Below are 22,879 nucleotides of genomic sequence, written 5' to 3' on the forward strand. Positions count from 1 at the left end.
GGGACACCAATATAAAATATAAAGCCTGCTATTTTCAGCAGGCTTTTTTGTAGATAGAAACCGAATGCCGTTACTTGTTTTTATTTTCTCTTTTCAAACAGCCACTTGGGAATATCTTCAGTTGTTAAAAACGGGATGGTAATCGTATTATGATTAAGATTACCGTATGTTGTAAAAGTCAGATTTTTGTTTGAAACTAATTTTTTAAACAATTTGATACTTCCCGAATAGGGATTTTCATTGTCTTTTTCACCGTGAATGAGCCAGATATTTTTTTTATCCAGTTGTTTCAGATTTGAAAAATCAGGAACCGCTGCAATGGAAACAATAGCAGCAAATTTGTCAGGCTCTATGCTCATAAGATTTTGTGCTGTAGAAGCTCCCATAGAATATCCCACCAGATAAATTCTGTTTTTATCAATATTCCGGTATTCTTTTTCTACATTTTTTATCAGATCCCATAGGGCAAAGACATCATTTGATGGTTTTGAGACCAGATCATTATCCGTGTTGTTGTCATAAACTGAAGAACGCGTGCTGAATTGTGGGGCTATCACATAGCATTGGTACCTGTCATATATTTCCTCTCTCAGCCATATCTTAGCCAAAGGTTCAAGCTGGCTTTCATTATCGTTTCCAATTCTTGTGGAATTATGAAAAGTAATGACTAATGGAAACTTTTGATTTTTGTCATTATCCTTCGGAGTCAGGATTCTGTAGGGAATTTGTATATCATTCTTGATGAAAACCTTTTTCTGAAAATTATCTGTATTTAAGCTGTTTAAAAATTTCCTGGTAGTAACGAAAGTCAGGCTATCTACCTGTGTATCCAAAAATTCACTTTTCTGAGCAAGCACCGGATTTGAAGTGATAATGACGAGTAAAGTGATCAGGATTTGTTTTAAATTTCGGTTATTCATAGTGTTTTTATAGTTTTCCGGTTTATTTTTCCTTTCAAATATAAATATTTAACAATTTGTATAAAACAGCAATTTAAGCTGGAACGGGTTGCCAGATATAAATAGGAGTTGCTTTGGCATCTGTACTTGTTTATATTTCTTAACTATACATTTATTTTTAAGAATATAGAATAAAAATCTAAACTTAAATGTTAATTCTTTCGTGCGTTTTTATTTTAAATATTAACTTTGGCAATCTTTGAATGTAATAAAAGGATTTCGTGAAATTACTATGATTTCACAGATCCGTTAAAAATGAATATCAACATATGAAACTTAAGTACAGTCTGCTGGCTTTGGCAGCTCCGCTTTTAATGAATGCACAACAAGTAATGACGCCTGAAATTCTTTGGACTTTGAAAAAAGTGGGAGTACAGGCAGTTTCACCGGATCAGGCTTCTCTTATCTATAAAGTAGGACAGGTTGATCTGAAAACAGAGAAAACAAAAAACGAGAACTATTTTCTGAATGTTCTTAATCATCAGTCTTCTAAAATCGATTTCGGTAAAAAAGCACTTATTCAGTGGGATAAAAACGGAATTTATGCTCAGGAAGGTGATAAAATCTATCTTTCTAAAGATGCCGGAAAAACCTGGACAGAATTTTATACTATCGGGGAAGCTGATAATATTGTCATTTCTCCGGATGGGAAGAAAATTGCCTTCAGCAAGCAGGTGCTGGTAGAGAAAGTAATGGGGAAAGATAAATTCAGTGATACTCCCAAAACTACGGCTCAGGTTTATACGGACCTTAACCACAGACACTGGGATTATTTCAATGAAGGAAAATACAACCACGTATTTGTAGTGAGTACTTCGGATAAAGTAGAAGTTGCTAAAGATCTTCTGGAAGGTAAAACCTGGGATTCCCCGCAAAGACCTTTCGGTGGAGCTGAAGATTTTATCTGGAGCCCGGATTCTGCACAGCTTTTATATGTTACAAAACCTAAAAGTGGCAAAGAGTACGCTACCAGTACCAATACCGATATCTTTGCTTATGATCTGGCATCAGGTACTACCAAAAACCTTACAGAATCAAACAAAGGATATGATGTAAACCCAAAATTCAGCCCGGACGGAAAATCTTTAATCTGGCAGAGCATGGCCAGAGATGGATATGAAGCAGATAAAAATGATGTGAAAATTCTGGACTGGAAGTCAGGAAAGACGACTAATCTTACTTCAGGCTGGGATGAAAGCGTTTCAGGAGATGTGTTTTGGGGAGCAGATTCAAAAACAATCTACTTCACAGCTGCATTCAGAGGGACAAAACAGCTTTTTGCCCTGGATTCAAAATCAGCAAAAGTACAGCAGATCACCAAAGGAGATTTTGACGTAAACGAAATCTTTACAGACAATAAAACTACACTTTTAGTAGGAAGAACAGACGTAAACCATGCCACAGAATTATTCTCTGTAAACGTTAAAAACGGAGAAATGAAGCAGGTTACTGAAGCCAACAAGGAAATTTATGCTAAGCTGGCTCAAGGGAAATCTGAACTTAAAATGGTGAAAACGTCAGACGGTAAAGAAATGGGAGTCTGGTTCCATTATCCACCGAACTTTGATCCGAACAAAAAATATCCTACTTTGGTATACTGCCAGGGCGGTCCGCAGTCTGCATTGACACAGTATTTCAGCACAAGGTGGAACTTTGCTTTGATGGCTGCCAACGGTTATATCGTAGTAGCTCCGAACAGAAGAGGTATGCCGGGCTGGGGAACAAAATGGAATGAAGAAATTTCAAGAGACTGGGGCGGACAGCCAATGAGGGATTATCTGGCAGCCACAGACTTTGCGAAAACTTTACCATACGTAGATGGAGACAGAGTAGCCGCTGTAGGAGCAAGTTACGGAGGATACAGCGTATTTATGCTGGCAGGAATCCATGAGAACAGATTCAAAACGTTCATCGCTCATGATGGTTTATTTGATATGAAATCATGGTATCTGACTACTGAAGAACTTTGGTTTGCCAACTGGGATATTGGTTCTCCATGGGAAAAGCCTCTTCCAAAAGCATACACAGAATTCAACCCAAGCAATTTTGTAGAAAAATGGAACAAACCCATCATGATTGTTCAGGGTGGAATTGATTTCCGTGTTCCTTACGAGCAGGGGCAGGAAGCTTTCCAGGCTGCAAAATTAAGAGGATTAAAATCTAAACTGGTGTACTTCCCGAACGAAAATCACTGGGTACTTCATCCGCAAAACGGATTAGTATGGCAGCGAGAATTCTTCGACTGGCTGAAGGAAACTTTATAAGACAAACAACAATTTATGATCAATAGAAACGGGCTTTAGCCCGTTTTTTTTATAATGAATAATCTGACTAACTTCCAGCCTCTCTCTTCCAGCTTCCCAATCTGCAAGTAATAAAATCTCTATATTTGAATATGCAAAACCGTATTTCTTCATTTCCACCTCTTATTGATATCCAATCTGAAATTTTAATTTTAGGCTCAGTTCCCGGAGTAAAATCACTGGAAAAACAGCAATATTATGCTCATCCACAAAACAAATTCTGGAAAATCATTTTTGAATTGCTGAACGAAGAATTTACAGAGGATTATTCTCAAAGAATTGCAACAATAAAGAAACACCATATTGCCCTCTGGGATGTAATTGATTCCTGTGAGAGAAAAGGAAGTCTGGATTCTGAAATCAGAAACGAAGAAGCTAACCAAATTGAAGAATTGCTTGAAGAATATCCAAATGTCAGAGCTATTTTTTGCAATGGCGGAAAATCTTATAAAAACTTGCTGAAACTTCTTGGGAAAAATTATAAACTGCCCATTTTTCTATTGCCCTCTACAAGTCCGCTTCATACCATTTCTTTTGAAAAAAAGCGGGAAGAATGGAAGAGAATTCTGGAGTTTTTGGTTTGAGAGTGAGTAGATAAAGTTAGATTCTTACCGGAATGACAAAATGTTCGGATAAATAAAGCGCTCTGTTTGTCATTCCGTAGGAATCTAAATATCATATGTAATCTTAGTACAAATGATAAGAATTTAAAAATCATTTACTTCCCAAGTATTCTCTTAATCCTTTCAACAGTTCCAGCTGGTTTTTGGTTCTGTCCAGATTGTGTTCAGGATGTGTGATAGAATAGTAGGTGCTTCCGTTAAGGTAATCCGTCAAAAAACGAAGTTCCTGAATGTAAATAGCGACCTGTGCTGCATAATCAAGATTCTCAGATTCTGTCTTAGTCAGTTTTTCTTTTAGATAAAATAAAAAGCCTTCTTTTACAACCTTATACATTTCAGGATTGAAATTGTTTTGGGCAGCTCCGTCATCTTCCTGTGTAGTATTGGTATAAGATTGGATCATTGTTCCAAAATCATATAAGATGGTAGAAATCATCATGGTATCCAGATCAATCACAGCCAGCGGCTTATGATTCTGATCAAAAAGAATATTACTGATTTTTACATCGGCATGAATAATTCTTTTAGGAATCTGATGGGTTTTCTCCATTTCGATCCATTGGTCAGGCAAAGACAGAAGCTGGTTGGTGATTTCTATTTCAGCTTTTGCATTTTCTTTTAATTGAGCTGGTGCATCTTTGAGTGCGTTTTTATAATCTGCAATCCTTTTCTCAAAATTGAGGAAATTGGGAAGAGAATCTTCAATGGCAGGCAGTTTTTCAGTATTTACAGTGTTCAGAAAATAACTGAAGGTTTTAGCAGCATCAAAAGCGGTCTGTAAAGATGGAGCAGTAAGAAAAGTAAGGCTGTTCTCTATAAAATTAAGCATACGCCAGGGCTCACCATTTATATCTTCTACCAGCAGCTTATTGGCCAGAGACGGAATAGACTCAATAATCTGAAAATGATAATTATTGGACTTCAGAACTTCATTAATTAATAAATGATTATTAACGACAACCTCCGGCTGTTTAAAAACATGATTGTTGATTTTCTGCAGAATAAACTTTTTCCCCTGGTCTTTATTCTCCAGAAGATAAGTTGTATTGATTAATCCGTCATTAATAGGAGTGAGTTCATAATTATCCTTACCAATAAACTCAATAACAATATCATTTATTTCCATAAATCTTTCGGGTATCTGTGGTTGTTAGTCTCTGAAATCAGAAAATCTTGAATTTCTTTTTTATCATCAGCATAGGTAATTCCCATCCATTGGGATGTAGAGGCTTTCACTTTTACTTTTACTCTGTTTTCGTCTATCATTTTTTGTATTGCGGAAGGAATGTAAAATTCCTGATTGGGAAGCGGATCAGATTCAATGAAATCATAGAAATAGGCTTCCAGATAACAAAAAATATGAGGATGAAAAATAAAAAAGTTCATAGATACCAATGTTTCGGGATCTAATTTTATATTTTTTCCGTTGTCCACATAAATGATTGTACTATTGATTTTTTGGATAGACGTTTGTTCCTCTACTTTAACCAGGTAATTTCCGGCATCCAGGGTACATATTCCCCTCGCCACAGCACCGTTATCACTCAATGTTGTATCTACAGGGTAAGCAATCATCCCCAATTGTGTATCTGAAATATGATGATGATTAATTTCATGGGCTGCCAGTTGATAGGCTTCTTTTCCATAAAAATCATCCGCATTGATCATCACAAAAGGTTCCTGTATTGAATATTTGGCGCAAAGTACGGCATGAGCAGTTCCCCATGGCTTCTCACGATCAGGGTAATCAAAGCCTTCCAGTGAAATAGGAATAGTGTCTTTCTCCTGATATACCCAAAGCAATTCAAAATTTTTAGCTTTTGAAATGCTGTTGAGTCTTTCAATATAACTTTCAGGAATCAGTTTGTTCACAATAATAACTATTTTTTGAAAACCTGCTTCCAGAGCATCAAAGATAGAATACTCAAGAATCGGCGAACCGTTATCAAGTATTCCATCCACTTGCTTGAGACCTTTGTATCTGCTGCCTAATCCACCAGCTAATATGAGTAATGTTTTCTTAGAACTCATCAGTCATTCCAAATACAGGTTTACGGGTTTTCCATTTTCCGTTGGTGAAATCAGGAATATCAACAACCTGACCGCCTTTGGCAATAGACTCTTCACTCAGTGGCGTAATGGAATACCATAAAGCAAGGTCGTACACATCCATCGGGAATTCTATATTTCGTTTGATACATTCAATAAAAGTATTCATCACAAAGAAATCCATTCCGCCATGTCCGGCTCCTGCAGCGGTAGCTTCAAACTTCTTCCAAATCGGATGATCATATTCTTTCATCCATTTTTCAGTATTATCCCAACGGTGGGTATGGTTCATTGTTTTTTCAAAATAGATGTGTCCCTGGTTGAAATCTCCCCATCCGAAATCCTGCCACAATCCTTCAGTTCCCTGAACTCTGAAACCAAGATCATAAGGTCTCTGTAAACTTGTATCATGAGTAAGAAGAATGGTTTCTCCATTGGCACAGGCAATCTGTGTAGTTACAATATCTCCCTGGTTGAATTTTACTTTCGCACTCGGATGGTTTTCTCCGCCTTTTGGATGCTCAACAATGTATTTATGAAGCCCTACAGATTTTGATGAGAATGAAGAAAGCCTTGTCAAACGGTTTCCTCTGTTGATATCCATCATCATGGCAACCGGTCCTAAGCCATGCGTAGGATAAAGTTCTCCGTTACGTTTTACATAATGTTCGGTTCTCCATTTAGCCTCACTGAATCCTTTTTCTCCAAATTCAGCACCGGAATTGTACGGAGTAACTCCGTCATTGAAAAGAACACCTCTCAGATCATGCTGATAACCGCCTCTTCCATGTACCAGTTCACCAAACATTCCTTTACGGACCATATTCAGGATGGCCATGATATCTCTTCGGTAGCACACATTTTCCATCATAAATATGGGAACTTTCGTTTCCTCATATACCTTTACAAATTCCCAGCAGTCCTGAAGCTTTATCGCTCCGGAAACTTCCATACCCACAATTTTTTTAGCGCGCATGGCTTCCACACCTTGTGTAAGATGCCATTCCCATGGAGTAGCAATAACAACAGCGTCTATTGTTTTTAATTTTAAAAGATTCCGATAGTCATATTCTCCGTTGGAAAACTCCTGAGCAGCAGGTTTATTATTGTCTTTTAATATTTTTTGAGACGCGGCAAGCATCCTTTTCTCCGGATCTGCAAACGCAACAATCTCTACATCATTTCGTTTTGCCAGTAATTTTACATGCTCCTGACCACGAAGGCCTACGCCGATAAAACCTACGCGGACTTTTTTATCTGTTTTAAAATCATTGGAATAAGCAAATAAGGAATTGGGTAAAACCAATGCCCCAAAGCTTGCTAAAGCAGCTGTCTTAAGAAAGTTTCTGCGGGAATTACTATCGTTCATCTATTTTTTTCTTAAATATATTAAAACTTTTGTAAATCCCCATAACGTGATGGATAATAGGAGAATGAATTGAGGGAGGCGGTTTGTAAGAATTTGAAGGTTGTTGGATTTTAAAGTTGAATGCTTTTGGAGTTGTTGAATTATAGGTTATTAATTTTCACTATTTTGTTTATTTATGTTTTTTTTTATCTGCATGAAAATTTATTGATTAATCCAGGCCTTCCTTAATGCAATTTGTTTTGAATCAGGATGGGACACTGAAGTTACCTTTCCGGTAGCTTCATCATAATTGAATCCTGCTTTTTCCAGATACTCTTTTAAAGGAATGGGTTGAGTGCCTTCTACGAAATCTCTAAAAAAAGTATGTATTTCGGGATAAGTCATTTTGGTAATCTCATCAAAAAGTTCATCATCGTTAAAATATTTACCTGCTCCATACTTTTTCATAAGCATCTGCATCAGATCCTGAGTTCCCATTTTCCCGTTAGAAAGCTCTCTTAGTCTTATATCCAGACATAACCCGAGTAATGCTCCTTTCATATAAAAGTTCATATACTGATCCTGTCTTTCCATGGATTTTTTACTCATTTCTGTAAAAGACAGGGTGTTATCAAATTCTTTCATGCCTTTGATTTTTTCTTCCAGACTTTTTTCAAAATCTTCCAGGCTGATCATTTTTTGTTTGATAGGCATATGAATGGTCGCATACTCAGTCATCCCTTCGTATAGCCACAAATGTTCAGACATGACAGGATTCAGGAAATCATAATGCTGAATTTCCCCTGAATGAATGTTGAGCGGGGTAACAACATGAAAAAACTCGTGAGAAGCAACCCTGTTTAAGGCATGTGGAAGAAATTTCATATTTCCGGAACGATAAAGGCAGACTGTAGAGTGGGAATGTTCCAGGCCATCTCCCAGATATCCATTTTCATTGGAAGATTCATAATAAATCAGAAATGCATATTTGCTGACCGGTAATGTTCCGCCAAGATAAGCCTGCTGATTTTTCAGAATGTTTTCAATTTCTTGAGCAATCGTTTTGGAGTAATGTCTTTCCTTTTTGTTGTAGAATGATACAAGTACTTTGGTATGGCCTATTTTGAGCCAGGTAGTATCAGGAACGGAATATAAGACAGGAGAATCTACCAGTTCGCGGTAATCCTTTGCCCATACCATATCTGTAATTTTATCTATCTGTTTGTAATCCAGGGCGGAGGAAGCATAAAAATCCTTGTTCTTTGTAATCTTAATGTGATAAGGAATATCTTTCATTTCTTCAAAATATCCTACTAAAGAATTATAATTGATGACAAAAACGCTGTCTTTTATAAACATACTTCCTGCAGATCGGGCTTCATGAGATTCTTTTTCCAGGGAGTCCCATCCATCAGCTACCTGATAAGATATTTTCTTTACCCGGCTGAGATCATGTACCATCCAGCTGTTTTTGTCCAGGCGTTCCGTTAAGACTTTTTTACCGTTTTTATCAGTGGCTGTGAAATCGGAAATATATTGTCCGAAATTCATAGCCTGATAAAATCCGGGTACCAGTTTGGGAATGATAAATCTGCCCTGTTTAAGATTATTCTTTGGAGGTGAAAAAGATACCCGGACTTCATCATTGGACATATCAAGAAGATCTATAGAATAGTCGTAATTTTTCTTTGACATTTGAGCAATCATAACGTTAGGTAGTATGATGATCACAAAAAATAGCTTTATAAGGGTATTCATGGGCTGCAAATCTTAATTATTACGAAAATTCTAAATCACTTCTAGGTTTTGTTGGTTTTATTTTTCCATGTAGTATACTTCTTCATAAGGCTGAATCAGTACCCATCCATGTCCTGAAAACTTCATTTGAAACTCTTCGCCGCTTCCTCTGCCGATAAGGCTTTTGAAAGAAACATTGGTTTTCAGTTCCGGGCTGAGGTTTCCGGACCATGCAACAGTAGCATTCGGGTCTGTAAATACAGGTGTATCAGGAGTTACAAGTAAAGTTAAAGGATCTCCGTGAGTGGTAATAGCGATGTGCCCTGTTCCTGAAAGTTTCGCCTGAAAAAGCCCTCCGGACATCATTCCTGCAATACTTTTCAGCATGGTGATATCACTTTTTACGCTTTGTTCGTGGGCAAGAATATCATTTCCGTTTACGCAAACAGATTCATTATTCAGATATAAAATACGGACTTTCTTCCCGGAATCGGCTACATAGAGTTTTCCGATTCCTTCTGCTTTCATCAGCCTGGCTCCTTCACCGCTTATAGCTTTCTTTAAGAGGTTTCCAATTCCTCCGGACAGCATTCCCTGTCTTTCAAAATTAATATTTCCCACATAGCTTACCATGCTTCCTCTTTTCGTCCATACTGCCTGATTGTTAAGGTTGATTTCCAGAAGATGTTTCGTTTCCAGCTCAAAATAATCTCTTTGCTGCGGATTTTCTTTTGTTTCGTTGATGAATGCTTCAATCGAATATTTACTCATAATGATATTTTTTTTAGTGTTATTACTTTAGTTTGTCGAGTTTATACTCTCTTTTGTTACTTTTAGGATTCAGATCTGCAAATCCTGAGTTCCGGGCAGGCACATTTTTACCTTTTTCCTCACTCTTTTCATCATCATTGACATAATAATTTTCAGTTTTTAAATGAAAATCAAACCAGATAAATCCATATTCATGAGTCCGTCCGCTCCAGCTGAAGTTTTCAATTTTGTGATCATTAGGTTACGGATTATCAATGAAATATATTGTACTTACAGGTTCCATATTGAATTTTAATTTTTCCAAAAATACTCTTTTTATACCTTGAAACTCCCCGTAAAATCACGGTTTTATATTTGATTGTAAATAAAACTTGACAAAGGGGTGTTCAATGTCGTATATTTGCACTCCGAAAATTACACCTTGTAATTTCAATAATTTTTAAACCGTAATTTAAAAAATGAAAACATCAGATTTTAATTTTGATCTTCCTGCGGAATTATTAGCAGAACACCCATCAGAGCACAGAGACGAAGCGAGATTAATGGTACTTGACAGAAAAACACAAACTATCGAGCACAAATTATTCAAGGATGTTGTGGATTATTTTGATGAAGAGGATTTGTTTATCTTCAACAATACAAAAGTTTTCCCTGCACGTCTTTACGGAAATAAAGAAAAAACAGGTGCTAAAATTGAAGTTTTCTTATTAAGAGAGCTTGATAAAGAAACCAGAGTTTGGGACGTTTTGGTAGATCCGGCAAGAAAAATCAGAATTGGTAACAAATTATTCTTCACAGAAGATGAGTCTTTGGTAGCGGAGGTTATTGATAACACAACTTCAAGAGGAAGAACATTAAGATTCTTATTCGACGGTTCTTACGACGAATTCAGAACGAAACTTAAGGAATTAGGAGAAACTCCACTTCCAAAATATATCAAAAGAGCAGTAGAACCGGAAGATGCAGAAAGATATCAGACAATCTATGCAAAAGTAGAAGGAGCAGTAGCTGCCCCTACAGCGGGTCTTCACTTCTCCAAGCACCTGATGAAGAGATTGGAGATCAAAGGAATCAATTTTGCTGAAGTTACCCTTCACGTAGGATTGGGAACATTCAACCCAATTGAGGTAGAAGATCTTTCTAAGCACAAAATGGAATCTGAAGAGATCATCATTGATGAGAAAAATGCTCTTATCATCAACAAGGCAGTAGAATCTCACAGAAGAGTATGTGCAGTAGGAACTACTACCATGAGAGCATTGGAAACTTCTGTTTCTTCAAACAAAAAAATCTCTGCTTTCAACGGATGGACAAACAAATTCATTTATCCTCCTCACGATTTTGGAGTTGCTAACTCAATGATCACGAACTTCCACACACCGAAGTCTACTCTGATCATGATGATTGCTGCATTTGCCGGAAGAGATTTCGTAATGCACGCTTATGAAGAAGCCGTAAAAGAAAAGTATAAATTCTATTCTTATGGTGACGCAATGTTAATTCTATAAAAAAGTAAAAAGAGCCAAGTTAAAGGTAATACAAGTAGAAATGAGACAAAATGATTTACTTATCAGAACTTTTACATTTGGAGTTAATTGTCTTAAGTTTTTAAGAACACTCCCCAATGATTCTGAAAGTAAATTAATAAGATTTCAACTCGGGAAATCAGCTACTTCAATAGGTGCTAATTATGAAGAATCCCAGGCAGGATCATCCAAAGCAGATTTTAAAAATAAAGTAAAAATTGCTTTAAGGGAAGCTAGAGAAAGTCATTTCTGGCTTCGTGTTTTAGAAGAACTGGATGGTTATGATTCTGAGGAATTTAAAGCTTTATTGAATGAAAGTAACGAATTGAAAAACATTTTGGCTGCAATAGTTAACAATACTAAACTTTAAACCTTTTACTTTTAACTTGGCTCTTTAATATTATGAAAGATATCCGTACATTATCATTAGACCAGCTTAAAGACTACTTTGAGTCTTTAGGAGAAAAGCCGTTTCGCGCGAAACAGGTCTATGACTGGCTATGGAGTAAAAACCTCCATTCGATTGAAGAAATGACGAATCTTTCTAAATCACTTCGTGAGAAAATTTCGGAAGAATATATCATTAATCCTGTTTCCGTAGACCTTCTTCAGAAAAGCTCTGACGGAACCATCAAAAACGGAGTGAAACTTCACGACGGGCTGATGGTGGAATCTGTTCTTATTCCTACAGAAACAAGAACTACAGCCTGTGTATCTTCGCAGGTAGGATGCTCATTAAACTGCGAATTCTGTGCTACAGCAAGACTGAAAAGAATGAGAAACCTTGAAGTTGCTGAAATTGTAGATCAGGTAGCCCTGATTGACAGCCAGAGCAGAATGTATTTCGACAGACCGCTTACCAATATCGTATTTATGGGGATGGGAGAGCCGATGATGAATTACAAAAACGTAGTGGAGGCCATCAAAAAAATTACCCAGCCGGAAGGTTTGGGAATGTCTCCAAGAAGAATTACCGTTTCTACATCCGGTATTCCTAAAATGATCAAAATGCTTGCAGATGACGAACTGCGTGTAAAGCTGGCTTTATCCCTTCACTCCGCTATCGAATCCAAGCGTAATGAGATCATGCCTTTCTCTGATAAATTCCCGTTAACGGATATTATGGAGGCCCTTCAGTACTGGTATCAGAAGACCGGTTCTGTTATTACTTTTGAATACTGCGTATGGAAAGGGATCAATGATGGTGATGAAGATATTAAGGCGTTAATCAAATACTGTAAACAGGTTCCTTCAAAAGTAAACCTCATTCAATACAACCCGATCGGAGATGGAAAATACGATCAGTGTAACAAACAGGCTGAGGAAAATTACATCCGGCAGCTTGAAAATGCAGGAGTAACTGTAATGGTCCGAAGAAGCCGTGGAGGTGATATAGACGCTGCTTGCGGACAGTTAGCCAACAAAACAACAGATTAAAATTTCCTTAAAAAAAGCCTAAAACTTTCTTAAAAAATAGGCTAAAACCCTACCTTTGCACAAATTATTTTGTGATGATGGATTTTCTTATGAACGAGGACGGGCTGGAAAATGTGTACGCATGGGCAATCCCATTGCATGCTACTGTTATTTTAGCTGAAATGATTTACAGCCACGTTTCAGAAGCTAAGCTATACAGCGGGAAAGATCTCGCCACCAATGTTTATCTTGCATTGATGAACTTTGGCCTAGACCTTATCATGAAGGCATTTGCCATGGGAGTGATGTTTTTCTTTTACCATCACAGACTTTTTTCCTGGGATCTTAGTGTGTGGTATTTGCTGGCATGTTTTATCATTACAGACTTTGCTTACTATGTGCTGCATTATGTAGACCACCGTTCCAGAGCATTCTGGGCAGTTCATATTACGCACCACAGTTCAGAATATTTTAACCTGACAACAGGATTCAGAAGTCCTGTATTACAGCCACTTTACAGATATTTATATTTTTCGCCATTAGCATTTTTGGGATTCAATCCATGGCATATTATGGTAGCATATGCTATCGGACAGGTGTATGGAACATGGGTGCATACACAGACTGTAAAGAGCATGGGATTCCTGGAATATATTCTGGTAACGCCTTCTCATCACCGTGTACACCACGCATGTAATGTGAAATATCTGGATAAAAATATGGGAATGTGTCTCATTATCTGGGATAAAATATTTGGAACTTTCCAAAAAGAAGATCCGAATGTACCTGTGAAGTATGGAATCTATCCAAAGATGCCGGATAACAGACCGGATACGGTACTTTTTTACGAATGGAGAAAAATCTGGAAAGATCTTAAGCAGCCAGGATTAAAATTTACAGACAGAATCAATTATATTTTCAATTCACCGGGATGGAGACATGACGGAACCGGAAAGACTGTAAGGCAGTATCAGAAAGAATATTTTGCCAAACAGGCACGAAAGAAAGAACAACAGCAAAATCAGAAAGAGCAGAAAACGGCTTAACTTCTGATTTAAAATCAATAGAAATCTAAGGAAAAGCGGGCTATTTTAGCTCGTTTTTCTGTTATAAGAAGATCATTAACAAAGGTTGAGAGTAAAAAGGTAAAAGAGCAAAGCAATCTGCAAAAAAAATTATCTTTAACCCTCAAACCCTACAACTTCTCTAATCCCTACAATGTTTAGATTCCTTCGGAATGACAAGGTGTACGGATAGGCAAATCGTAGTTTGTCCATTCCGTAGGAATCTACACTTTCGCTCTCAAACGCTCTCACCCTTAAACTCTCAAACGCTCAAACCCACTACCTCAGAATAAAACCCTACTTTTGTCATATGAAAAAACTTCTTCTGATTATTACTCTTTTTGTTGGTCAATCTGCATTTTCCCAGCAGGCTGATTTTCTGAAAATAAAAAAATACAGAGTTCATTATCTGGATAATAAAATTGAGGAAACCTCAGGACTGAATATTTTAAACGGAAAGCTGTATACATTCAATGACAGTGGAAATGCTGCTGAACTTTTTGAAATTGATAAAAAAAACGGAGAAATTATAAGGACACTGAAAACCAATTTAATCAATACCGATTGGGAAGCGTTAGCTAACGATGGAGAGAATTTCTATATCGGAGATTTCGGAAACAATGCCGGAACAAGGAGAGATCTTAGAATTTATAAAGTTCCTTTTGGGAGTCTTGATTCTGCGAATATTCCTGGTTCAGAAAGGGCTTTAGATGGAATAGCTATTTCTTTTTATTATCCTGAGCAGACCGAATTTATTGCTAAAAATACAAAGAATGACTTCGATGCAGAAGCCATGATTTATTTGAATGGAAAGCTGCATGTTTTTACCAAAGAATGGGCTTCCAAAGCAACCTCACATTATATTGTAGATCCTGAAATTTCAGAAGTGCAAAAGGCAGAAAAAAAAGAAACCTATCAAACAGGTTTTGTGGTTACAGATGCCTCTTATTTTGATAAAAAGCTTTATTTAGTAGGATATACCAGAAAAACGGAAGTTTTTTTAGATATTTTTACAGAAACAGAAGCCGGAATATTTTTTAAAGAAAAACCAAAGCATTACTACCTTGGAACTGCTCTTTCATTATCGCAGATTGAAGGAATAAGTGTAGATGAAACGGGAATTTATATTTCAGGAGAAAAGTTCAGGTCTCCTCTGGGAACTACAAAACCTTCATTTTATTTTATCCCGAAAGATCAACTCAAAGATTAATTTTATCTTAAAATTGAGCGAAAAAAATTATCTTTGTGAGAATTAATAATTATTCACCCAGCATCGCAGATTGTGGCAAACATTGTAGAAGAGATTAAACGACCGATCAATGATGAAATGAAACTTTTTGAACAGAAGTTTTATGAGTCAATGCAGAGTAAAGTAGCTTTATTAGATAAAGTAACCCGTTTTATTGTTACCACTAAAGGAAAGCAGATGCGCCCTATGTTTGTGTTTCTTTGTGCCAAACTGGTGGGTGAGGTGACGGAAAAAACCTATCGCGGTGCTTCTATGATCGAGCTGATCCACACGGCTACGCTGGTACATGATGATGTGGTGGATGAAAGTTTTAAGCGTCGTAATTTCTTTTCAATCAATGCACTGTGGAAAAATAAAATTGCTGTTTTGGTGGGAGATTATCTTTTGTCAAAATCAGTTTTATTATCTACAGACCACAAAGATTATGATCTGCTTGGGGTTATTTCCAGAACCATCCGTGAAATGTCTGAAGGAGAACTTCTTCAGCTGGAAAAAGCCAGAAAACTGGATATCACAGAGGAGGTGTATTATGAAATTATCCGCCAGAAAACGGCTACTCTGATTGCTGCCTGCTGTGAAATAGGAGTTCTTTCCAATAATGCGGACGAAATTATTGCTAAGAAGATGATGGACTTCGGAACTTTTACAGGGATGGCATTTCAGATCAAAGATGATCTTTTTGATTATTTAAGCTCAAATGTGATCGGAAAGCCTGTAGGAATTGATATTAAAGAGCAGAAAATGACGCTTCCTTTGATCCATACCCTGAAAACAGCCAATGAAAAGGATAGGAAATATTATTTTGATACTATAAAACGTTACAACAATAATCCCAAAAGAGTAAAGGAACTGATTGAATTTGTTAAAAGCTCAGGCGGGTTGGAATACGCTGTTGAAGTCATGAAAGATTTTCAGCAGAAAGCAAAAAATATTCTGAATGAGTTTCCAGATTCTGAAGCAAGAAAATCATTACATATTATGCTGGATTATGTAATTGAGAGAAAATTTTAAATTAAACTGAGTTTGGTTTAAGAAAATTAAGATTTAAGCTTTTGGAAACCCGTATGAGTGTGAATGGGAGTCCTCTTCATCCTCATCATGTACGCAAGTTACTATACATTTCATGCTTAATGAGACATCACTTTAAAAGATGAAAATACGGAAAAACTATTCTTTATCACCTGAATAGCTTCCTTTTTTAGCTTCACAGATTCCATTCTGATTAAAATAGGACGTCATGTCCCGAATTCAGTTAAGTTAATAAACTTTAATTAAGTGAAAAGATGGATGCAGAAAAGCCCACTTGCGTTTTGAAAAAAAAACGATTTTAGAGCCGGGAAATTAATAATTTAATATGGCTGTTCACAAAAAAAAATTAAAAAGAATAACAATCAATAAGGCTGAATGTAAACTTCCATGACTTTTAATTGTTGGAGAAAAAAGTTTTAACAGGTTTTAAAATACAATAAGCCGGACTTTACTCCGGCTTATTGTATCTGTATCTCTTTAGATCTTTTGTATAGTAACATTGGTTACGTTTCCGCTTCCTGTACTTCCGCTTTCTGTTGCCAAAACGGTACAGCCCTGATTAGGTGATGCTGTAAAGCGAACCTGATAACCCGCATTTGGAATAATAAGAAGAGTGGTGTAATTCATGAGTTCTCCTACTGTAGAAGAGGTTGCTGTTGCATTATAATGACTTCCGCGTCCTAAATAATCGGCATCAGGAACCGGTCTTACTCCAATTAATAACTGTGTGCCTGCAGGAGCACTGCCAAAACTGGCCTGCAATGTTACTAAATAGTTTCCGGCCTGATTAAACGTTAAAACTCCCGTACTTGTATTGTATGAATAATAGGGTGAAGTAGATAATGGATTCCCAAATAGCAAGGTGCTTATTGACAGAGTCGTTAAATTCTGGTTTCCTGCTAATCTTGCATGGAATAACGAATATGCATTAAAATTTACTGTTTTTAAAACGCCATTTGCGTCCGCTACGACAAATCTGTCGGTTCCTCCGATACCAATGTTTGAATTAATATTACGAATTCTGGCATTACCTGTTGCCAGATCAAACTTTTCTGTAGGATCTATCGTTCCAATGCCTAGATTTCCCCCTGAAGTTATGGCAACATCATTAGATTGTTGGGTAATTGTGGGGAGTCCGGATGCTGCATTATCTTTCGCTCCATCCACATGAAGAGTCGTCTGAGGGTTGCTGGTGTTAATTCCTACCTGTGCTTTTGGCATTATCGATAGTGTACAAAATAATAATAAACTAGTTGCTTGAAATAGTTGCTTTTTCATGATATTTTTAAATGTGTGTTTTTTTTGAAAAAAAACATTGTCAAAATTCATGCCGATTTATTTATTGATTATTTGTAAAATTGTGGTATATTTTGTTTATAATGTTAGTTTTTATATTTTTTTAATAAATTTAATTGTTTATTTGTGTTTTTTTATTATTTATAATTCAATATTGTGTTCTTTAATTAAAGTTAAATTATTTTTATTGTCACAATAATTACAGCCAGAACAATGCAAAATAAAGCGGTTAAAAATAAATAATCCGCAATAGTTTCAAATCTGTCAGTTCGCTTTTCATGTTTAGATCGGATGGCTAAGAAAGAAAAAAAGCAACTGAATGCAAAAAACAGACATGCAATTCCTGCAAACTCATCCAAATACGTGCTATGGCTTATTTTTGATATTTTTAAAGAAGTAATAATTACCAGAGAAAATCCTAAAAGATTACTGGATGCATTGAGAATATGAGACGATTTTTTTTCCATCTTTTACAATTTTTCTCAAAATAAAGCACAATTTTTTTTATTATCAAATTTTTAAAAAAGATTATTAAAAATTAAAATTAATTTAAAAAGTGTATATTAGCAAAATACTTGAAGATTAAAAACTTTTTTACTTAGCTATGCAAACAACCTATATTGAAACACAGGAAATATCCTTTCAAGATTTTAAAAATCAAATACTTGAAGATTACAGGTTAGGAAGGATCTCTCGTGAAATGTCTTATCTCGGAAGGAGAGAAGTACTTACTGGAAAAGCTAAATTTGGAATTTTTGGGGATGGAAAAGAACTTCCTCAGCTTGCAATGGCGAAAGTTTTCAAAAATGGAGACTTCCGTTCAGGATATTACAGGGATCAGACTTTTGCATTGGCAATAGATGCCTTAACGGTAGAAAGTTTCTTTGCGCAGATGTATGCAGATACCAGCGTGGAAAGAGAGCCTGCTTCAGCAGGAAGACAAATGAACGGGCATTTTGCAACAAGAAGTTTAAATGAAGACGGAAGCTGGAAAGATTTGACAGCTCAAAAAAATATTTCTTCCGATATTTCTCCTACAGCAGGACAAATGCCGAGATTGTTGGGATTAGCCCAGGCTTCAAATATCTATAAAAGCGTAAAATTTGACGGTTCAGAAAAATTCTCAAGAGAAGGAAACGAAATTGCCTTCGGAACTATTGGAGATGCTTCTACAGCAGAGGGACACTTCTGGGAAACTCTGAATGCAGCATGTGCTCTTCAGGTTCCAATGATTGTTTCCATCTGGGATGACGGATACGGAATTTCAGTTCCTACGAAAAATCAGAGAGCAAAAGCTGATATCAGTGAAATGCTAAGCGGTTTCCAGAGAAAAGAGGGAGAAAATCAGGGTTGTGAGATCATCCAGGTAAGAGCTTGGGATTATCCGGCATTATTAGATGCTTATGCTAAAGCAGAACATTTTGCAAGAACAGAAAGTGTACCGGTGGTAGTGCATGTAGTAGATGTTACACAACCTCAGGGACACTCTACATCAGGATCTCACGAAAGATATAAAAATGAAGACCGTCTGGCTTGGGAAGCTGAGTATGACGGCCTGGCAAAATTCAAAGAGTGGATTCTGAACTATTCTATCGAAATTGATGGAAAAGAAGAAGTGATTGCTACCGCTGAAGAACTGAAGGCTATAGACGAAGAAGCGAAAAAAGCAGCAAAAGCAGGACAGAAAACAGCCTGGGAAAACTATCAGAAAGCTATTTCGGAACTTATTAAGTCTGTTTTACCTTTAGTAGAAAACCTTAAAGGACAGAATGCTGAAGTTGAAAATTATATCGCTCATTTCAACAAATTGGTTTCAAAAGCTAAGAAAGATATCTTCCATCTGGTAAGACAAACTTTACTGGCGACAAGAGGAACAAATTCTGCAGAAAGAAATCAGCTGATGCAGAAATATAACGAAGTAGCTGCTGTTGAAAAAGATAATTATTCTTCTCACTTATACTCTCAATCTCAATGGAAGGCTGAAAATGTTCAGGAAATCAAGCCTGTCTATTCTGACAGTTCTGAAGATGTGGACGGAAGAGTAGTGATCAGAAACAATTTTGACAAAATTTTTGAAAAATATCCTGAAACTTTAATCTTTGGAGAAGATACCGGAAATATCGGAGACGTCAATCAGGGATTGGAAGGAATGCAGGAAAAATACGGTGCTTTACGTATCGCTGACACAGGAATTCGTGAAGCAACGATTCTTGGACAGGGAATTGGTATGGCAATGCGAGGCTTAAGGCCAATCGCTGAAATCCAGTACTTAGACTATGTTCTTTACTGTTTGCAGGGAATGAGTGATGACCTGGCAACGGTACACTACAGAACCAAAGGAGGTCAGAAAGCTCCATTGATCATCAGAACAAGAGGGCACAGATTAGAAGGAATCTGGCATTCAGGTTCTCCAATGGCCGGTATTCTGAATCTTTCTAAAGGTATTCTTGTTTTGGTACCTAGAAACCTTACTAAAGCTGCCGGATTCTATAACACGATGCTTCAGGCTGACGAACCTGCAATCATCGTAGAATGTCTGAACGGATACAGATTAAAAGAAAAACAACCGGATAACTTAGGCGAATTCACTGTTCCTGTAGGGAAAATTGAAGTTACAAAAGAAGGAAAAGATGTTACCTTGGTCACTTATGGTTCTACCTGGAGAATTGTAACGGAAGCTGCCAACGAATTGGAAAAAATAGGAATTTCTGCAGAAGTGATTGATATTCAGTCATTGATTCCTTTCGATTTATCTCACGAAATTGCTGAAAGTGTTAAGAAAACCAATAGATTAGTCGTGATTGACGAAGATGTGGAAGGAGGAACTACAGGATTCATCTTACAGCAGATTCTTGAAAAGCAAAAAGCATTCAGATACCTGGATTCAGATCCGTTAACGATCTCTGCAAATGATCACAGACCTGCCTATGCAAGTGATGGTGACTATTTCAGCAAGCCGTCTGCAGACGATATGGTAGAAAAGATCTATGCCATGTTTAATGAAACAAATCCTCAGAAATATCCGGCGATATTTTAATTGGGATTTTAGATAAATATAAAACCGCTTCCTTTTTGGGGAGCGGTTTTTAATTTATATTTGTCTGAATCATTCCATAATAAATCATGAAAATCAGGATCTTATATTTAATACTAATAATTATAAGTTGTAAAAAAGCGGAAAAAAAAGAAGTTTTGCTGGCAGACAGGGAAGCTCCTTTAGGTTGGATTTATTTGAAAATGTATGATGATAGCAGTTTTGAATTCATTTCTCAGGGAATGGTGCGTGATAAAGATGTATATAACGGAAGCTATCAACTAAAAAATGATACTCTTTCTTTTAAATACAAAGATTCAATTCCTAAAGCAGGTTCAAAAGCTGTAATAACGAAAGGATTTGTAAATTATATCAATGGTAGTTATCATGAAAGTGTTCAAATAAAACTTAATAAACTGACCATCAAATAACAATCTTTTGTATTTTCTTACTTTCCATAATCATTTTACAATCCTTCTCTTTCTCAGGATCATAGACATGATATTTCGTTTCCCATTCTTCTAATTGGTACAAAATAGGCAACAATGCCAATCCTTTTTCTGTAAGAGAATATTCTACCCGAGGTGGAAGTTCTTTAAACTCTTCACGAATCACCAGTCCATCAGCTTCCATCTCCCTCAGCTGATCAGTCAGAACCTTTCTGGAAATGACATTAATGCGTACTGCCAGTTCTCCAAAACGTAACTTCCTGTCTTTAATAACAAGAACAATAATAGGCTTCCATTTGCTTCCCAGAGCGGCCATTGCCTTACCCAGAGGACAGCTGTATTGCATTAATTCATTCTTTTTCATAGAGAGATCTTTATTTTAATACCATATGAAACCGGAATTTCATGTGTTACTTTGATGTTACTAATGTAGGTTACTGCGAAGTTACCACTATTTTTTTAATAAAAGATACAAAAGTAAACTATTATTAGTTACTTTGTGTAACAATTATAAAATATAAATTTAAATATGAGCACATCATCATTATTTAAACCATTTCAATACAGGAATTTACATCTTAAAAATAGAATTGTAATGGCTCCAATGACCAGAGCACAATCTGACAATGGAGTTCCAACCCAAAACATCGCAGATTATTATGGAAGGAGAGCCGCCTCAGAAGTAGGACTGATTCTTTCTGAAGGAACTGTGATCAACAGACCGGGATCAAAAAACTTGCAGAACATTCCTGATTTCTATGGTACAGAAGCTTTAAACGGCTGGAAAAATGTCATTGATACTGTACATCAGAATGGAGGTAAAATGGGTCCTCAGATCTGGCACGTAGGGGATACAAGAATGTCCGAAGACTATCCGTTGGTTCCAATGGAAAAGGCTTCCACAATGACGATTGAGGATATTCAGGATACCATTGCGCAGTTTGCAGTATCAGCAAAATCAGCAAAAGACCTTGGTTTCGACTGTCTTGAAATTCATGGCGCTCACGGATACCTTATCGACCAGTTTTTCTGGGAAGTTACCAATACAAGGACTGACGAATACGGTGGTAAAACATTAAAAGAAAGAAGCAGATTTGCTGTTGAAGTCGTAAAAGCAATCAGAGCAGCAGTAGGAGAGGACTTTACCATTATCATCCGTCTTTCTCAGTGGAAGCAGCAGGATTATAAAACCAGACTGGCATTTACTTCAGGCGAGATGGAAGACTGGTTATTACCATTAAAAGAAGCTGGAGTAGACATTTTCCACTGTTCACAGCGTCGTTTCTGGGAGCCGGAATTTGAAGGCTCTGATTTAAACTTTGCAGGATGGGCAAAAAAAATTACAGGGCAGCCAACCATTACAGTAGGTTCTGTAGGCTTGAACGGAGATTTCCTTAATGCTTTTGCAGGGCAGGGAACAGAAAAAAGTGATCTTACGGAACTGATCAGAAGACTTGACAATGAGGAATTTGATCTGGTTGCAGTAGGAAGAGCTATTTTACAGGACTACCAGTGGGTACAGAAGATCAAAGACGGAAATACGGAGGCTCTTCTGGACTTTTCAGCAGAAAGTATGGGCATTTTATTTTAATATCAATAATGAATATAAACTCGTTTCGAAGTCGATTTTTTTAACAGCATAATTTATTCACTTTTCGAAGCAGAATTGATTATTCAACCAGATATTAAATCAGCATAATTAACTTTATTTTATATTTAATTTTCACCTATTTATTAAAGAACCCGATTTCAGAATTTCTGAAACCGGGTTTTGTTAATTGTAAATGGTTCTAAGTGATTTTAAGGACATCCTATTGTATCCAATACACACTTCCATCGAGATGGAATCCCATTTTTGCCAGGAATGTAGCAGGCTGTTGTTCCGCCCGGACAATCAGGAGCATTTCCTCCATTAATTTTCTTTAAATCTGTCTTAGATAATTTTCTTAGATTTTTCATACTTAATAATTTGTTGATTCATACAAATATAATATTTTTTGAAAGCGAAAAAATAATTTGTGCCAAA

21 protein-coding genes are annotated in these 22,879 nt (G+C 36.6%); 12 read left to right on the top strand and 9 right to left on the bottom strand.

The window, feature by feature from the left end; all coding sequences use genetic code 11:
- Positions 1-80: 80 nt before the first annotated feature.
- The gene (locus EK417_RS19255; RefSeq protein ID WP_110366989.1) at positions 81-920 is read right to left on the bottom strand and encodes a carboxylesterase family protein; all 840 of its coding nucleotides are present in this window, start codon (positions 918-920) and stop codon (positions 81-83) included.
- 308 nt (positions 921-1,228) lie between these two features.
- Here EK417_RS19255 and EK417_RS19260 point away from each other — a divergent pair, with 308 nt between their 5' ends.
- Together EK417_RS19260 and EK417_RS19265 are read left to right on the top strand one after the other, a co-directional pair.
- Complete coding sequence (locus EK417_RS19260) at positions 1,229-3,223, top strand: S9 family peptidase (protein WP_136523080.1); 1,995 nt, start codon at positions 1,229-1,231, stop codon at positions 3,221-3,223.
- Positions 3,224-3,354: 131 nt separating this feature from the next.
- Complete coding sequence (locus EK417_RS19265; RefSeq protein WP_136523081.1) at positions 3,355-3,846, top strand: DNA-deoxyinosine glycosylase; 492 nt, start codon at positions 3,355-3,357, stop codon at positions 3,844-3,846.
- Positions 3,847-3,976: 130 nt separating this feature from the next.
- Here the strand turns inward: EK417_RS19265 and EK417_RS19270 are convergent, their stop codons facing one another.
- From EK417_RS19270 to EK417_RS19290, 5 genes are all read right to left on the bottom strand, one after another.
- Positions 3,977-5,011: a phosphotransferase enzyme family protein gene (locus EK417_RS19270; RefSeq protein WP_136523082.1), complete on the bottom strand. Its 1,035-nt coding sequence runs from the start codon at positions 5,009-5,011 to the stop codon at positions 3,977-3,979.
- Positions 5,002-5,916, bottom strand: a complete 915-nt coding sequence (locus tag EK417_RS19275) for a nucleotidyltransferase family protein (protein WP_136523083.1) — start codon at positions 5,914-5,916, stop codon at positions 5,002-5,004. The genes EK417_RS19270 and EK417_RS19275 overlap by 10 nt, the downstream gene beginning before the upstream one ends.
- Positions 5,906-7,303 (bottom strand): Gfo/Idh/MocA family protein, encoded by a 1,398-nt coding sequence (locus EK417_RS19280; RefSeq protein WP_076595582.1) that lies wholly within the window; start codon positions 7,301-7,303, stop codon positions 5,906-5,908. Before EK417_RS19280 ends, EK417_RS19275 begins: the two co-directional genes overlap by 11 nt.
- 201 nt (positions 7,304-7,504) lie before the next feature.
- Positions 7,505-9,040, bottom strand: coding sequence for a M61 family metallopeptidase (locus EK417_RS19285; RefSeq protein WP_136523084.1), 1,536 nt, complete (start codon positions 9,038-9,040; stop codon positions 7,505-7,507).
- Positions 9,041-9,097: 57 nt separating this feature from the next.
- On the bottom strand, positions 9,098-9,790 hold the full coding sequence (locus tag EK417_RS19290; RefSeq protein ID WP_136523085.1) for an AIM24 family protein: 693 nt from the start codon (positions 9,788-9,790) through the stop codon (positions 9,098-9,100).
- A 458-nt stretch (positions 9,791-10,248) separates the two neighbouring features.
- Here EK417_RS19290 and queA point away from each other — a divergent pair, with 458 nt between their 5' ends.
- From queA to EK417_RS19320, 6 genes are all read left to right on the top strand, one after another.
- Entirely contained in the window at positions 10,249-11,298 is a 1,050-nt protein-coding gene (gene queA / locus EK417_RS19295; protein WP_076595584.1) for a tRNA preQ1(34) S-adenosylmethionine ribosyltransferase-isomerase QueA, read from the top strand.
- Positions 11,299-11,338: 40 nt separating this feature from the next.
- On the top strand, positions 11,339-11,686 hold the full coding sequence (locus EK417_RS19300; protein ID WP_110366983.1) for a four helix bundle protein: 348 nt from the start codon (positions 11,339-11,341) through the stop codon (positions 11,684-11,686).
- Positions 11,687-11,718: 32 nt separating this feature from the next.
- Positions 11,719-12,753, top strand: a complete 1,035-nt coding sequence (gene rlmN, locus EK417_RS19305) for a dual-specificity RNA methyltransferase RlmN (protein WP_076595586.1) — start codon at positions 11,719-11,721, stop codon at positions 12,751-12,753.
- A gap of 74 nt (positions 12,754-12,827) precedes the next feature.
- Complete coding sequence (locus EK417_RS19310; protein WP_136523086.1) at positions 12,828-13,778, top strand: sterol desaturase family protein; 951 nt, start codon at positions 12,828-12,830, stop codon at positions 13,776-13,778.
- A 328-nt stretch (positions 13,779-14,106) separates the two neighbouring features.
- Positions 14,107-15,006: a hypothetical protein gene (locus tag EK417_RS19315; RefSeq protein WP_136523087.1), complete on the top strand. Its 900-nt coding sequence runs from the start codon at positions 14,107-14,109 to the stop codon at positions 15,004-15,006.
- A 72-nt stretch (positions 15,007-15,078) separates the two neighbouring features.
- Positions 15,079-16,056: a polyprenyl synthetase family protein gene (locus tag EK417_RS19320; protein WP_076595589.1), complete on the top strand. Its 978-nt coding sequence runs from the start codon at positions 15,079-15,081 to the stop codon at positions 16,054-16,056.
- Positions 16,057-16,551: 495 nt separating this feature from the next.
- Here EK417_RS19320 and EK417_RS19325 read toward each other — a convergent pair whose 3' ends face one another.
- A complete protein-coding gene (locus tag EK417_RS19325; protein ID WP_076595590.1) occupies positions 16,552-17,295 on the bottom strand; it encodes a hypothetical protein in 744 nt (247 codons plus the stop codon).
- A gap of 366 nt (positions 17,296-17,661) precedes the next feature.
- Here EK417_RS19325 and EK417_RS21240 point away from each other — a divergent pair, with 366 nt between their 5' ends.
- The 3 genes from EK417_RS21240 (at position 17,662) to EK417_RS19340 (ending at position 20,835) form a co-directional block, all read left to right on the top strand.
- Entirely contained in the window at positions 17,662-17,820 is a 159-nt protein-coding gene (locus tag EK417_RS21240) for a hypothetical protein (protein ID WP_168802040.1), read from the top strand.
- Positions 17,821-17,974: 154 nt separating this feature from the next.
- The gene (locus EK417_RS19335) at positions 17,975-20,407 is read left to right on the top strand and encodes an alpha-ketoacid dehydrogenase subunit alpha/beta (protein ID WP_076595592.1); all 2,433 of its coding nucleotides are present in this window, start codon (positions 17,975-17,977) and stop codon (positions 20,405-20,407) included.
- An 86-nt stretch (positions 20,408-20,493) separates the two neighbouring features.
- Positions 20,494-20,835 (top strand): hypothetical protein, encoded by a 342-nt coding sequence (locus EK417_RS19340; protein ID WP_136523088.1) that lies wholly within the window; start codon positions 20,494-20,496, stop codon positions 20,833-20,835.
- On the opposite strand, the gene EK417_RS19345 is transcribed toward EK417_RS19340, so the two are convergent.
- Positions 20,828-21,217: a winged helix-turn-helix transcriptional regulator gene (locus tag EK417_RS19345; RefSeq protein ID WP_110366981.1), complete on the bottom strand. Its 390-nt coding sequence runs from the start codon at positions 21,215-21,217 to the stop codon at positions 20,828-20,830. The genes EK417_RS19340 and EK417_RS19345 overlap by 8 nt on opposite strands.
- A 165-nt stretch (positions 21,218-21,382) precedes the next feature.
- Between EK417_RS19345 and EK417_RS19350 the strand changes: the two genes are divergently transcribed.
- Positions 21,383-22,444: an NADH:flavin oxidoreductase gene (locus EK417_RS19350; protein ID WP_136523089.1), complete on the top strand. Its 1,062-nt coding sequence runs from the start codon at positions 21,383-21,385 to the stop codon at positions 22,442-22,444.
- A gap of 209 nt (positions 22,445-22,653) precedes the next feature.
- Here the strand turns inward: EK417_RS19350 and EK417_RS21245 are convergent, their stop codons facing one another.
- Complete coding sequence (locus tag EK417_RS21245) at positions 22,654-22,812, bottom strand: bacteriocin-like protein (protein ID WP_168802041.1); 159 nt, start codon at positions 22,810-22,812, stop codon at positions 22,654-22,656.
- Between the last annotated feature and the right edge of the window lie 67 nt (positions 22,813-22,879).

Origin of the sequence: Chryseobacterium candidae (genome assembly GCF_004916905.1) — a bacterium.
GTDB classification, from domain to species: domain Bacteria; phylum Bacteroidota; class Bacteroidia; order Flavobacteriales; family Weeksellaceae; genus Chryseobacterium; species Chryseobacterium candidae.